The following is a 14,434-nucleotide window of genomic DNA, read 5'->3' on the forward strand; positions in this document are numbered from 1 at the left end:
TCCCTTTGTCTATGCTCGCTCGCCTTTGCTAAGGAACGGCTCGCGATGCGCACGAAACGAGGATAGCTATGAACAAGGACGAGACGAAACGCAGCTGCCTGGCCGTCATTCTGGCGGCCGGTGAAAGCACCCGCATGAAATCGTCCCGTTCGAAAGTCCTGCATCCGATCGGCAACCGGCCAATGATCGCCCACGTGGTCGATGCTTTGGCTAGCGCAGGCATCACCGACATCGCGCTCGTGCTCGGCCGCGACGCCGACAAGGTCGAGGCGGCGGCGCGCAATCCGGCCGTCCGTTCCACGACCTATATCCAGACGGAGCGGCTCGGCACCGCGCATGCGGTGCTGGCGGCCCGCGAGGCGATCGGAGCGGGTTATGACGATGTTCTGGTCGTCTTCGGCGACACGCCGCTTCTGACCGCCGCCCCCTTGCAGGCCGCCCGCGCCGGGCTGGCGCAGGGCAGCGACGTCGTGGTCGTCGGATTCATGGCCGCCGACCCCTTCGGCTACGGCCGCCTGATCGTCGAGAACGGCGAGCTGGTTGCGATTCGCGAGGAGAAGGATGCCACCGATGCCGAACGGGCGATTACCTACTGCAACGGCGGACTGATGGCGATCGACGGTCGCAAGGCGCTCGCGCTTATCGAGCGGATCGGCAATGCGAATGCAAAGGGCGAATACTACCTCACCGACATCGTCGAGGTCGTCCGCGCCGCCGGCGGCCGCGCCACGGCGGTGGAGGCGCCGGAGGAGGAACTGACCGGCTGCAACACCCGCGCCGAGCTCGCCTTCATCGAGCGGCTCTGGCAGCAGCGTCGGCGTGCGGAACTCATGCTGTCCGGCGTCTCGATGATCGCGCCGGAAACCGTGTTCCTGTCCTACGACACACGCATCGAACCCGACGTGACGATCGAGCCGAACGTCGTCTTCGGACCCGGAGTCGTGGTCGAGAGCGGCGCCGTCATCCACGCCTTCTCGCATCTGGAGGGCGCCCATGTCGGCCCCGGTGCCTCGGTCGGCCCGTTCGCCCGGCTGCGCCCCGGCGCCAATCTCGGGGCCGAGGCCAAGGTGGGGAATTTCTGCGAGGTGAAGAAGGCGGAGATCGGCGATGGGGCGAAGGTCAACCACCTGACCTATATCGGCGACGCCTTCATTGGCGCCGGCAGCAATATCGGCGCCGGCACGATCACCTGCAACTATGACGGCATCAACAAGCACGAGACCAGGATCGGCGCGAACGCCTTCATCGGCTCGAATTCGGCACTGGTCGCGCCGGTCACCATCGGTGAGGGCGCCTATGTCGCCTCCGGCAGCGTCATCACCCAGGACGTTCCCGACGATGCCGTTGCCTTCGGCCGCGCCCGTCAGGAGAACAAGCCGGGGCGCGCCCAGCTGGTGCGCGAGCGCAACGCCGCGCTCAAGGCGGCGCGGAAGAAGGCCGCGGAGTGACCGCCGTTAACGATTGAAACCGAAAGTGAGCGCGCGGCGATTGCTTACCTTGCAAAAATCACTACCAGAATGCGGCACTTAACCCGCATACCCCCAAAAGCCTGAATGGCTTTTCGGCCCGGGATATGCGCCATTCATGTCGAGACGCGCCGCCATCGAATGCGGACGTGCGAAAATCCTGGGACGGAGTGATCATGTGCGGAATAGTCGGCATCGTCGGTAGCGAGCCTGTGGCCGGGCGTCTCGTCGAGGCGCTCAAGCGGCTGGAGTATCGCGGCTACGATTCGGCCGGTGTTGCAACGATTCGCGACGGCCGTCTCGATCGTCGCAGGGCAGAGGGCAAGCTCGTCAATCTCGAGACCCGGTTGGCGGAAGAGCCGCTGGCGGGGACGATCGGCATTGCCCACACCCGCTGGGCGACGCACGGCGCCCCCACCGAAGGCAATGCCCATCCGCATTTCACCGATGGCGTCGCGGTCGTCCACAACGGCATCATCGAGAACTTCTCCGAGATCAAGGATGAGCTTATCGGCGGTGGCGCCGAGTTCGTGACACAGACCGATACCGAGGTAGTCGCGCAACTGCTGGCGCGGTTGCGGAGGCAGGGGCACGGACGTCGTGAAGCGATGCTTTCGATGCTGCAGCGGGTCGCCGGCGCCTATGCGCTGGCAGTGATGTTCGAAGACGACCCGTCGACCATCATGGTTGCGCGCAACGGTCCGCCGCTCGCCATCGGCCACGGCAAGGGCGAGATGTTCCTCGGTTCGGATGCGATCGCACTTGCCCCTTTCACCTCCGAGATAACCTATCTGGTCGACGGCGACTGGGCCGTGGTCGGCAAGAACGGCGTGCACATCTTCGATCTCGACGGCAATCCGGTCGACCGTCCGCGTCAGGTCTCCAATGCCGCCGCCTATATGGTCGACAAGGGCAACCACCGCCATTTCATGGAGAAGGAGATCCATGAGCAGTCCGAGGTGGTGTCGCACACGCTGAGCCACTATATCGATTTTATTGCAAACAAAGTGAAGGAGCCGGCGGAAGGAATTGACTTCGCTTCCGTTCCAAGTCTTGCCGTTTCGGCCTGCGGCACCGCCTACCTTGCCGGCCTGGTCGGCAAGTACTGGTTCGAGCGGCTGGCGCGGCTTCCGGTTGAGATCGATGTCGCATCGGAATTCCGCTACCGCGAACTGCCGCTCAACCCGAAGTCGGCGGCGCTGTTCATCTCGCAGTCAGGCGAGACGGCCGACACCCTGGCGTCGCTGCGCTACTGCCGGGATGCCGGGCTGCAGATCGGCGCGATCGTCAACGCGCCGGAATCGACGATCGCCCGCGAGGCGGACGTCGTGTTCCCGACGCTTGCCGGACCGGAGATCGGCGTCGCCTCGACCAAGGCGTTCACCTGCCAACTCGCCGTGCTCGCCTCGCTGGCGATCCAGGCCGGCCGTGCGCGCGGCATGATCGACGAAGCGCAGGAGACCGCGCTGGTGCGCAGCCTCGCCGAGACGCCGCGGCTGATGGCGAACGTGCTCAACACCATCCAGCCCTCGATCGAGCATCTGGCACGCGAACTGTCGAAGTGCCGGGACGTGCTCTATCTCGGGCGTGGCACCAGCTATCCGCTGGCGCTCGAGGGAGCTTTGAAACTAAAGGAAATCTCCTACATCCACGCGGAAGGCTATGCCGCCGGTGAGTTGAAGCACGGCCCGATCGCGCTGATCGACGAGAACCTGCCGGTCATCGTCATCGCGCCGTTCGATCGCTTCTTCGAGAAGACCGTGTCGAACATGCAGGAGGTGGCGGCGCGCGGTGGGCGCATCATCTTCATTACCGACGAGCGCGGCGCCGCCGCGACAAGGCTCGAGACGATGGCGACGATCGTGCTGCCCTGCGTCGACGAGATCATCGCGCCGCTGCTCTTCGCTCTGCCGATCCAGCTGATCGCCTACCACACCGCCGTCTTCATGGGCACCGACGTCGACCAGCCGCGCAATCTCGCCAAGTCGGTGACGGTGGAATGATCATCCGCGACGAGACCGCAGCCGACGTCGACGCCATCAGGTCGGTCACGGCTGCGGCCTTCGCCGACATGCCCTACAGCGACGGTTCCGAACCGGCGATCATCGAGCGCCTGCGGGCCGCGGGCGCGCTGACGCTTTCGCTGGTGGTCGAGGAACAGAACGAGGTCGTCGGACACGTGGCGTTCTCGCCGGTGACCGTGGCCGGGCAGGGGAACGGCTGGTACGGGCTCGGCCCGCTCTCGGTCCTTCCGGCCCGGCAGGGCCTTGGCATCGGCAGCGCGCTTGTGCGGGAGGGACTGGCGCGTCTGCAAGCGCTCGATGCGCGAGGCTGCGTGCTCGCTGGCGACCCCGCCTATTACGGGCGCTTCGGCTTTGGCGTCGATCCGGCCTTCACGTCGACAGCAATCCCGCAGGAGTATTTCATGCGCCTTGCGTTTTCACCCGTTTACGGGGGCGGGGCGGTTACCTATCATCCGGCTTTCTTCAGTTGAGGTTGGCAGCGGCTGTTTCGCGATGAACGATATCGTCCCTCGACTTTCCTTCGCCACGCGGCTGCGCAACAACTTCCTCACCGGGCTGGTGATCTGCGCGCCGGTCGCGATCACTATCTGGCTCACATGGACCTTCATCCATTGGGCCGATAGCTGGGTGAAGCCCTACATCCCGAACCGCTACAATCCGGAAAGCTATCTCCAGTTCGCCATCCCCGGCTTCGGCCTGCTGATTGCGCTCGTCGTCATCACGCTCGTCGGTTTTCTCGGCAAGAACCTCATCGGCCGCTCGATCGTCAACTTCGGCGAGACGATCCTCAACCGCACGCCGCTGGTGCGCACGATCTACAAGAGCCTGAAGCAGATTTTCGAAACGGTGCTGAAGGAGAAGGGCACCTCGTTCAACAAGGCGGGGCTGATCGAATATCCGAGCGCCGGCCTCTGGTCGATCGTCTTCATCGCCACGGATGCCAAGGGCGAGATGAAGTCGAAGTTCGATGCGATGGGGCGCGACATGGTCGCCTGCTTCCTGCCGCCGACGCCGTTTCCGACCGCCGGTTATCTGGTCTTCGTGCCGCGCGAAAAGATCGTGCTCCTCGACATGAGCGCCGAGGATGCGGCGAAGCTGATCATCTCGGTCGGGCTGGTCACGCCGACGGACGAACTGCTCAGTCCACCGACGCCGTTGTCCGCCCGGCTGAAGCAGAAGCTTACGAAGTAGTCGAAGTCAGCCCGCCCGCAGGAAACGGATCGCCTCGTCGCGCCGGTAGAGATAAAGCAGGGTGCGCAACGCCTGCCCGCGTTCGGTCATCAGGTCCGGGTCCTTCTCCAGCACCAGCGCCGCATCCTTGCGGGCGATCTCCAGCAGGTCGCCATGCGCTTCGAGGCTGGCGATGAGAAAGCCCGGCGTGCCGGACTGGCGGGTGCCGAGCAACTCGCCTTCGCCGCGCAGCTTCAGGTCTTCCTCGGCGATCCGGAAGCCGTCCTCCGTTTCCCGCAAGATGCCCAGCCGCGCCCGGCCGTTCTCGCTTAACGGGCCCTTGTAGAGCAGTATGCAGGTCGAAGCTGCGTCGCCCCGCCCGACGCGGCCTCGTAACTGGTGCAGCTGTGCCAGCCCGAATCGCTCGGCGTGCTCGATCACCATGATCGAGGCGTCCGGCACGTCGACGCCGACCTCGACCACGGTGGTGGCGACAAGAAGGCGCGTCTCGCCGTTCTTGAAGGCGAGCATCGCCTCGTCCTTCTGTGCACCGTTCATGCGGCCATGCACGAGACCCGCCTTGTCGCCAAACACCCTCGCGAGCGCCGCGTGGCGCTCCTCCACGGACATCAGCTCCGATTCCTCGGTCTCCTCGACGAGCGGGCAGATCCAGTAGGCCTTCTTGCCCTCGGAGATCGCGCCCCGCAGGCGTTCGACGATCTCGTCGGTGCGTTCCTGCGGCACGACCACGGTCTGGATAGGTTTGCGGCCGGCCGGCTTCTCGGTCAGCTTGGACACGTCCATGTCGCCGAAGGCAGCAAGCACGAGGGTCCGTGGTATCGGGGTGGCCGTCATCACCAGCATGTGAGGCGAAATCCCCTTGGCGGTCAGCCGCAGGCGCTGGTGCACGCCGAACCGGTGCTGCTCGTCGACCACGGCCAGAGCAAGGTCCCGGTAGTTGACATTGTCCTGGAAGAGCGCGTGGGTGCCGATCACGATGTTCGTCTCGCCGGATGCGATCCGCTCCAGGATCTGCTCCCGTTCGCGGCCCTTGGTGCGTCCGGTGAGCACGTCGATCGTCAGTCCGGCCGGTTCGGCCATGCGCGACAGCGTCGCGTGGTGCTGGCGCGCCAGGATCTCGGTCGGCGCCATCAGCACGGCCTGCCCACCCGCTTCGACGGCTGCCAGCATCGCCATCAGCGCCACGGCGGTCTTGCCCGAGCCGACGTCGCCCTGCAGCAGGCGGAGCATGCGCTGATCGGTCGCCATGTCCTCGAGGATTTCGGCTATCGCAGCCGACTGGCTGCTGGTCAGCGCAAAGGGCAGCCCCCCGAGAACCTTGCCGCTCAGTTCGCCGGTGGCGATCACCGGCCGGCCGGCGAGACGGCGCAGGTTCTGCCGCACCAGCGCCAGCGACACCTGCCCGGCGAGGAACTCGTCATAGGCGAGCCGCCGGCGGGAGGGTGCTTGCGGATCGAGATCGAGTGCATCGCGTGGATTGTGCAGGGCTGTAAAGGCGTCGGTCGCGCCGGGAAAACCCTGCCGGGCGATAAGGGTTTTATCGCCCCATTCCGGCAGGTGCGGGATTCTGCTGACGGCGGCCTCGATCGCCTTTCGCAGCGTTCGCGGCGACAGGCCCGCCGTCAGGCCGTAGATCGGCTCGACCATCGGCATCGCCTCGGCCTCGGCAGCCTTGACCATGTAGTCGGGATGGACCATCGAAGCCCGCCCGTTGAACCAGTCGATCTTGCCGCTGACGATCACCTGCTCGTCCACCGGCAGTGATTTGGCCAGCCAGTCGCCCTTGGCGCGGAAGAAGGTAAGGGCCAGTTCGCCGGTGTCGTCGTGCAGGAAAACCCGGTAGGGCACGTTCGACCTGCCGCGCGGCGGCGGCTGGTGACGGTCGACGCGGCCGGATATGGTGACGATCGCCCCCTGCGGCGCGTGCGCGATGCCCGGCTGGTTGCGGCGGTCGATCAGGCCGGAAGGCGTGTGGAAGACGAGGTCGACGACCCGGCACTCCTCAATGCTCTCCTGTCCGAGCAGCTTCGCAAACAGCTCGCCGGTCTTCGGCCCTATGCCGGGAAGGTTGGCGAGTGAGGCGAAAAGCGGGTCGAGCAGGGCAGGGCGCATGGGGCCAAAATGCGCTGGAAAATCGCTGCTTGGCAAGGCTGACAATCCGTTTTCGACCGTCTATAGAGACCGCGACGGTCGCCCTCGGCCATCCGGACGGGCCCGTCGCCTTTCTGTTCGGCCGCCCTCCATCGCGCGCCGCGGCAGGTTTCTCATGCGGGAAAGACAGTGGACATGACCGGCACCACCCGAACGAGCGCAGACATCGACCCGCGCCGCAAACGCACCCTCTTCCGCTGCTGGCATCGCGGCATACGCGAGATGGACCTGGTGCTCGGTGCCTTCGCCGACGCGGAGATCGCGACGCTCTCCGATGCCGAACTGGACGAACTGGAGGCGATCCTGGCCGTTGACGACGCTGACCTCGTGAAGTGGGTGACCGGCGAAAGGCCGACGCCGGAACGGTTCCGCACCGGGATCTTCCCGCGCATCTGCGCGTTCAAGCCGGACTTCTCGCCGGTGACGGTCGAGACCATCGGGAAGGCGAAATGATACCAGGGCTCGATACCGCAGAACTTGCCACGATCGGCCAGCCCGCGACGATCGGAGCGGTGCCGAGCGGGGCCGAAGCGCTCGTGGTTGCCGAACTGGCGCGCGAGTTCGGCTCCGTGGCCTACGTCATGTCCGACGGGCAGCGCATCAGTGACATGGAGCAGATGCTCGGCTTTGCCGCTCCCGGAATTCCGGTTCTGACGCTGCCCGGCTGGGATTGCCTGCCCTACGACCGCGTCTCGCCGAGCTCCGACACATCGGCGCGGCGGCTCGCGGCGCTCTCGGCGCTGAACGCCCACAAGGACAAGCCGCACCCGGCGATCGTCCTCGTCACCGTCAATGCGATGCTGCAGAAGACGGCTCCGCGGCAGGTCATCGGCAGTCTGGGCTTCTCGGCCCGGCCGGGAAATCAGGTGCGCATGGACGACCTCGCCGCCCGCCTCGAGCAAAACGGCTTCGACCGGGTCGCTACCGTGCGCGAGGTTGGCGAATATGCGGTGCGTGGCGGCATCCTCGATGTCTTCGTTCCCGGCAGTCCGGAGCCATTGCGCCTCGACTTCTTCGGCGACACGCTGGAGAGTATCCGCGCCTTCGATCCGGGCAGCCAGCGCTCGACCGGACAGGCGAAGAGCTTCGAACTCAATCCGATGAGCGAAGTGACGCTGACGCCCGAGACGATCAGCCGCTTCCGCACCCAGTATCTGTCGCTTTTCGGTGCCGCCACGCGCGACGACGCCCTCTACCAGGCGGTCTCCGAGGGCAGGCGCTTTGCAGGCATGGAACACTGGCTGCCGCTGTTCTACGAACGCGTTGAGACCGCCTTCGACTACCTCGCCGGTTTCCGCATCGTGACGGACCATGCCGCACGTGAGGCGGCCGCGGAACGCTCGAAGCTGGTGCGCGACTACTTTGAGGCCCGGCAGACCTCCGCCTCCGCCAAGGGACAGCTGGCCCAGGCGACGCCCTATAAGCCGGTCCCACCCGGCCAGCTCTACCTCGACGACGAACGCTTCGCGGCACTGCTGGACGAGCACGACGCCATCCGCATCTCGCCTTTCAACGAGCATGAGGGTGAGGCGCGACGGGTGTTTGCGATCGGCGCACGTGCCGGGGTGCGTTGGGCGAAGGCCACCAGGGAGGGCGAGGCCGGCAACGACCGCGTCAACGTCTTCGACCAGGTGGTGAAATACATCGCCGATCTGCGCGCTTCCGGTCGGAAGGTGCTCGTCACCGGCTGGAGCGAGGGCTCCCTCGACCGCCTGATGCAGGTTCTCGGCGAGCATGGTCTGGGCAACGTCGTTGGTGTTGCCGACCTTGCCTCGTTGCGCAATCTGAAGCCGGGGCAGGCCGGTTCTGCCGTCCTGAGCCTCGAGAACGGCTTCGAGGTCGGCGACCTGGTCTTCATCGGCGAGCAGGACATTCTCGGCGACCGCATGGTCCGCCGGTCGCGGCGGCGCAAGCGCGGCGCCGACTTCATCTCGGAGGTGGCCGGCCTGGATGAAGGCAGCATCGTGGTTCACGCCGAGCACGGCATCGGCCGCTTCGTCGGGTTGCGGACGATCGAGGCCGCGGGCGCGCCACACGCCTGCCTTGAACTCGTGTACGCCGACGACGCCAAGCTGTTCCTGCCGGTCGAGAACATCGACCTGCTCTCGCGCTACGGCGGCGAGGGGTCAGATGCGATCCTCGACAAGCTCGGCGGGGTCGCCTGGCAGGCACGCAAGGCCAAGCTGAAGAAACGCCTGCTGGAAATGGCGGGCGGCCTGATCCAGGTCGCCGCCGCCCGGCTCGTGCGCCACGCGCCGGTGCTGACCGCACAGGACGGCGTCTATGACGAGTTCGCTGCACGCTTTCCCTATGACGAGACCGACGACCAGGCGAATGCGATCGACGCGGTGCGTGAGGATCTCGGCGCCGGCAGGCCGATGGACCGGCTGGTCTGCGGCGATGTCGGATTCGGCAAGACGGAGGTCGCGCTGCGCGCCGCCTTCATCGCCGCCATGAACGGCGTGCAGGTGGCGGTGGTGGTGCCGACCACCTTGCTGGCGCGCCAGCATTTCAAGACTTTCTCCGAGCGCTTCCGTGGCCTGCCGATCCGCCTGCAGCAGGCCTCGCGCCTGGTCGGTTCCAAGGAATTGGCGCTTACCAAGAAAGAGGTTGCCGAGGGCAAGACCGACATCGTCGTCGGAACCCACGCGCTGCTCGGAAGCGGGATCAAGTTCGCCAATCTCGGCCTGCTCATCATCGACGAGGAGCAGCATTTCGGCGTCAAGCACAAGGAGCGGCTGAAGGAGCTCAAGAGCGACGTGCATGTGCTGACGCTGTCGGCCACGCCGATCCCGCGCACGCTGCAGCTTGCCATGACCGGCGTGCGCGAACTCTCGCTCATCACCACGCCGCCCGTCGACCGCATGGCAGTGCGCACCTTCATTTCGCCCTTCGATCCACTGGTGATCCGCGAGACGCTGATGCGCGAACACTATCGCGGCGGCCAGAGTTTTTACGTCTGCCCGCGCCTCAGCGACCTGGCTGAAATTCAGGAGTTCCTGCAACAGGACGTCCCGGAGCTGAAGGTGGCAGTCGCCCATGGCCAGATGCCCGCCACCGAACTCGAGGACATCATGAACGCCTTCTATGACGGGCGTTACGACGTACTGCTGTCGACGACCATCGTCGAGTCGGGCCTCGACGTGCCGACGGCCAATACGCTGATCGTCCATCGCGCCGACATGTTCGGACTGGCCCAGCTCTACCAGCTGCGCGGTCGGGTCGGGCGGTCCAAGGTGCGTGCCTTTGCGCTGATGACCCTGCCGGTGAACAAGAAGCTGACCGCCACGGCGGAGCGGCGGCTGAAGGTGCTGCAGTCGCTCGACACGCTCGGCGCCGGCTTCCAGCTCGCCAGCCACGACCTGGACATTCGCGGTGCGGGCAACCTGCTCGGCGAGGAGCAGTCCGGCCACATCAAGGAGGTCGGTTTTGAGCTGTATCAGCAGATGCTCGAGGAAGCGGTCGCCGAGATCAAGGGTGACGAGGAGATCATCGACACCGGCTGGTCGCCGCAGATTTCCGTCGGCACGCCGGTGATGATCCCGGACGACTACGTGCCCGACCTGCACCTGCGGCTCGGCCTCTACCGCCGGCTCGGCGAGATCACCGACCTCAGCGAGATCGACTCGTTCGGCGCCGAACTGATCGACCGTTTCGGGCCGCTGCCGATCGAGGTGCAGCACCTGCTGAAGATCGTCTACATCAAGTCGCTCTGCCGCGTCGCCAATGTCGAGAAGCTGGATGCCGGCCCGAAGGGCGTCGTCATCCAGTTCCGCCACAAGGAGTTCCCGAATCCCGCCGCGCTCGTCGGCTACATCGCCAAGCAAGGCACACTGGCCAAGATCCGCCCGGACCAGAGCCTGTTCCTGTCCCGCGACCTGCCGACGCCGGAGAAGCGGCTGACGGGAGCAGCGCAGCTGATGACGCAACTCGCGGCGTTGGCGAAGCAGCCGACGTAGGGCGCGGCGGTTGCCGCGCCTCCTATTGCGGTTAGCTCGCTGAACGGTCGGATGTTTCTGATCGGCCTGCGCGGCCTGCTGCTCAGGCGCCGGTTGCCGTTTCGGACTTCTTCAGCGCCGCGACCTCGCGCAGCGCGCCGGCGAGCACCTCGCTCGACTGTGCGCCCATCACGGCATATTTGTTGTCGATGATGAAGCAGGGAACGCCGGTCACGCCCATCTCGCGCGCTATGCCGATCTCCTCCTTCACCGAATCGACGTCGGCGCCGGCGGAAAACAGGGCGCAGACGACGGCGCGGTCCATGCCCGCCGCCTCGGCAATGTCGAGCAGCACGGCGCGATCGCCGATATTTCTGCCCTCTTCGAAATAGGCCTTGAACAGCGCCAGCGTCAGCCGGTTCTGCACCTCGGGATCCTCGATCATCGCCCATCGCATCAGCCGGTGCGCATCGAGCGTGTTGGGGCTGGTTGCGATCGCATCGAAATGAAAGTCGATGCCCGCTTCATGGCCCATTTCGGTCAGCTTGCGGTGCGTCCTCTCGACGGCTTCCGCGCCACCGAGTTTCTCGGCCAGGTGCTTCTTGTGATCGACGCCCTGCACCGGCATGTCGGGATTGAGCTGGTAAGGGCGAAAGGTGACGGCCACCTCCACCTCGTCGCAGACCGACTGGATCGCCTGTTCCAGCCGCTTCTTGCCGAGATAGCACCATGGGCACACCACGTCGGAGACGACGTCGATCGTTACCGTTTCCATGTCTGTCTCGTCCTCTATGATCCGGCTTACTAGGCAGATAGTCGCCCTTGCCGCACTATTCAACACGCTGGCCCAAACTCCCGCCGTTCACCGGCGGGGCGCTGGAGCCGTCACTGGGCCTTCGCGTCCCACCACACCGGAAGCTGGTAGCCGTAGAGAGGCACGGTCTCCGGGCGGGCGATACGACGGTGGCGCGCCACCCATTGCTGTCCGAGATGGTAGAGCGGCAGCACATAGTGGTTGGAAAGCAGCAGCCGGTCGTGCGCCCGCACGGCGGAACGGAAGTCCTCGGCGCTTCGGGCCGTCAGGATCGCGTCGACCAGCCGGTCGACGTCGGGATCGTCTGCACCGGCGAAGGCTTCGCTGCCGTCGCGTTCGCGGAAGTCGGAGCGCCACCGCACAGCCTGCTCGATCCCCGGCGACAGCGAGGAGGCATAGGCGCGGATGATGACGTCGTAGTCGAAGGTCTGCACGCGGCTCTGGTATTGCGAATCGTCGACTGTCCGTACGGAGGCGCGGATGCCGAGAGCTGCAAGGAAGCGCTGGTAGGCGAGGGCGAGTTTTTCCTGGTCGGCATTCTGGGTCATGATCTCGAACGCCAGCGGCCTGCCGGAGGCGTCGCTCATGACGCCGTCCTTGATCGAGTACCCCGCTTCCTTCAGCAGAATCACCGCCTGCTTCAACACCTTGCGGTCCCGGCCTGACGCATCGGTCTTCGGCCAGCGATAGGTGCCGTCAAGGATCGCCGGCTCGATTCGCGAGAGCGCCGGCCCGAGCAACTGCCGCTCCTTGTCATCCGCCGGCACGCCGAGAGAGGAAAGCTCAGAGTTCTGCCAGAAACTCTCCGTCCGTTTGTAGGCGTTTTCGAACAGGTTCCGGTTGACCCACTCGAAGTCGAAGACGAGCGACAGGCCGTGGCGGACACGGACGTCGGAAAACATCGGCCGGCGGGTGTTGAAGACGAAGCCGAGCATGCCGGACGGGACCTGCGGCTTGAAGACGTCCTTGACGATCTCGCCCGACGTCACCGCGGGAAAGCCGTAGCCACGCGCCCACTTCGTTGGATTCCCCTCCTGAAAGATATCGACATCGCCCTTCTTGAAAGCCTCGAACAGCGAGTTTTCCTGCAGGAAATACTCGACCGTGATCCTGTCGTAGTTGTCGAAGCCGACCTTTGAGGGAATGTCGCGGCCCCAGTAGTCAAAATTGCGCTCGTAGACGATCTTCTCGCCCGGCTTGACCTCCTTGACCCGGTAGGGGCCTGACCCGAGCGGAAACTTCAAACTGGTGCGGTCGAAACCCTCGACGTCGGTTGCGTGCCTGGGTAGCACCGGCGACAGGGCCAGCAGCAGCGGCGATTCGCGATCGGCCTTGTCGTTGAAGGTGAAGCGGATTCCGTGCTCGCCGATCTGTTCCATCTTCGAGACGACGTCGAGCCGGCGACTGAACGGCGAGCGCCCCTTGTCGCGCAGCAGCTCGAAGCTGAAGATGACGTCATCGGGTGTCACCGGTATGCCGTCCGCCCACCTCGCCTTCGGGGCGAGGTTGAACTGGATGAAGCTGCGCGCCTCGTCCCACTCAACCGATTCGGCGAGAAGCCCGTACATGGAGAACGCCTCGTCGCGCGAACGCTGCATCAGCGACTCGTAGACAAGGTTGCCGAATTCCGGATCCCACATGCCGCGCGCCGTGGTGCGCATGCTCTTCAGAATGAACGGGTTGAGATTGTCGAACGTGCCGACGACGCCGTAGGTGATGCTGCCGCCCTTCTTCACGTCGGGATTGACGTAGGGAAAGTGCTTGTAGCCCGGCGGCAGGGCTGGATCACCGTGCATGGCGATGCCGTGCAGGGGGGCGGACGCCGCATGGCCGACCGGCTGCACCGCAAGGCCGATGAAGAGTGCTGTCAGTAATGCCCGCAAGATGATTCCTCGTAAATGCCGGGTCGAGTCGGCCCGAACTTACATGGTCGCGTCGCCCGCAAACAATGTTGAAGGCCTATTTTTCAGGAAGTCTGGGCAAAAACACGGGTGGGAGACTGGATATCTGCAACGGCTCATTGTAACAGGGAAACCGAAGAGACGGGTCATGCAATTGCCTCATTTCGCCGACAGGAGAGCGCACGGCTGACCGGAACATTCAGGGCGAACAGCGCTCGGCATCGGACTTCAGGAGACGGGACTCGTTATGATCTTCAAATCGATCTTCACCAAACAGGCTGTGCTTTCGACATTCGCGGTTTCGCTGTTGGCGGGCGCGCTGCCGTCAGTCGCCCAGGCACAGCAGGCTGCAGCTCCGCAGGGCTGGTTCAAGGTCTGCACCAAGCAGGAAGACAACGACGTCTGCATCGTCCAGAACCTTCTCACCGCCGGCGGTGGCCAGCTGCTCACCGCAGTCGGCCTCATCACGGTCGAGGGTAAGGTCAACCGCAAGATCATCCAGGTTTCGGTCCCCAGCGCCCGTCTGGTTCCCCCGGGCATCGCCATGCAGATCGACGGCGGCAAGCCGCAGAAGCTCGACTACGCTATCTGCATGCCTGACAAGTGCGTCGCCGAGGCCCCACTGACGGACCAGTTGCTGGCCAGCCTGAAGAAGGGCGGCGAGGTTGTCTTCACCTCGGTCAACTTCCAGCGTTCGCCGAACCCCATCAAGATGTCGCTGTCGGGCTTTACCGGCGCCTTTGATGGCGAGCCGATCGAACAGTCCAAGCTCGAGGAGCGCCAGCGCCTGCTGCAGGAAGAAATGCAGAAGAAGGCGGACGAAGCCCGCAAGAAGCTCGAAGACGCCCAGAAGGCTGCCAAGAGCCAGTAAGTCCGACCGATACACGAAGAACCCGGCCACCAGGCCGGGTTTTTTCATGGCGCGATACTGTCACCAGTCACAGGGGGA

Annotated in this window: 10 protein-coding genes; 7 read left to right on the plus strand and 3 right to left on the minus strand. The window is 64.9% G+C overall.

Annotated elements, in window-relative coordinates; translation table 11 throughout:
• Positions 1 to 68 precede the first annotated feature (68 nt).
• The 4 genes from glmU (at position 69) to C7449_RS10575 (ending at position 4,681) form a co-directional block, all read left to right on the plus strand.
• On the plus strand, positions 69 to 1,448 hold the full coding sequence (glmU, locus tag C7449_RS10560) for a bifunctional UDP-N-acetylglucosamine diphosphorylase/glucosamine-1-phosphate N-acetyltransferase GlmU (RefSeq protein ID WP_108002782.1): 1,380 nt from the start codon (positions 69 to 71) through the stop codon (positions 1,446 to 1,448).
• A 194-nt stretch (positions 1,449 to 1,642) separates the two neighbouring features.
• Positions 1,643 to 3,469 (plus strand): glutamine--fructose-6-phosphate transaminase (isomerizing), encoded by a 1,827-nt coding sequence (glmS, locus tag C7449_RS10565; RefSeq protein ID WP_108002783.1) that lies wholly within the window; start codon positions 1,643 to 1,645, stop codon positions 3,467 to 3,469.
• Positions 3,466 to 3,960 (plus strand): GNAT family N-acetyltransferase, encoded by a 495-nt coding sequence (locus C7449_RS10570; protein ID WP_108002784.1) that lies wholly within the window; start codon positions 3,466 to 3,468, stop codon positions 3,958 to 3,960. Before glmS ends, C7449_RS10570 begins: the two co-directional genes overlap by 4 nt.
• A gap of 22 nt (positions 3,961 to 3,982) precedes the next feature.
• A complete protein-coding gene (locus C7449_RS10575; protein WP_108002785.1) occupies positions 3,983 to 4,681 on the plus strand; it encodes a DUF502 domain-containing protein in 699 nt (232 codons plus the stop codon).
• A gap of 6 nt (positions 4,682 to 4,687) precedes the next feature.
• On the opposite strand, the gene recG is transcribed toward C7449_RS10575, so the two are convergent.
• The gene (recG, locus tag C7449_RS10580; protein WP_108002786.1) at positions 4,688 to 6,793 is read right to left on the minus strand and encodes an ATP-dependent DNA helicase RecG; all 2,106 of its coding nucleotides are present in this window, start codon (positions 6,791 to 6,793) and stop codon (positions 4,688 to 4,690) included.
• Between the two features lie 174 nt (positions 6,794 to 6,967).
• Between recG and C7449_RS10585 the strand changes: the two genes are divergently transcribed.
• Positions 6,968 to 7,285, plus strand: coding sequence for an FAD assembly factor SdhE (locus tag C7449_RS10585; RefSeq protein WP_108002787.1), 318 nt, complete (start codon positions 6,968 to 6,970; stop codon positions 7,283 to 7,285).
• The gene (gene mfd / locus C7449_RS10590) at positions 7,282 to 10,791 is read left to right on the plus strand and encodes a transcription-repair coupling factor (RefSeq protein WP_108002788.1); all 3,510 of its coding nucleotides are present in this window, start codon (positions 7,282 to 7,284) and stop codon (positions 10,789 to 10,791) included. Before C7449_RS10585 ends, mfd begins: the two co-directional genes overlap by 4 nt.
• 82 nt (positions 10,792 to 10,873) lie before the next feature.
• On the opposite strand, the gene C7449_RS10595 is transcribed toward mfd, so the two are convergent.
• The gene (locus tag C7449_RS10595) at positions 10,874 to 11,545 is read right to left on the minus strand and encodes a DsbA family oxidoreductase (protein WP_108002789.1); all 672 of its coding nucleotides are present in this window, start codon (positions 11,543 to 11,545) and stop codon (positions 10,874 to 10,876) included.
• Between the two features lie 110 nt (positions 11,546 to 11,655).
• The gene (locus C7449_RS10600) at positions 11,656 to 13,467 is read right to left on the minus strand and encodes an extracellular solute-binding protein (RefSeq protein WP_245414352.1); all 1,812 of its coding nucleotides are present in this window, start codon (positions 13,465 to 13,467) and stop codon (positions 11,656 to 11,658) included.
• 265 nt (positions 13,468 to 13,732) lie between these two features.
• On the opposite strand from C7449_RS10600, the gene C7449_RS10605 reads away from it, so the two are divergent.
• Positions 13,733 to 14,356: an invasion associated locus B family protein gene (locus C7449_RS10605; protein ID WP_108002790.1), complete on the plus strand. Its 624-nt coding sequence runs from the start codon at positions 13,733 to 13,735 to the stop codon at positions 14,354 to 14,356.
• The last annotated feature ends 78 nt before the right edge of the window (positions 14,357 to 14,434 follow it).

The sequence above is a fragment of the Mycoplana dimorpha genome, from assembly GCF_003046475.1.
Classification (GTDB): Bacteria; Pseudomonadota; Alphaproteobacteria; order Rhizobiales; family Rhizobiaceae; genus Mycoplana; species Mycoplana dimorpha.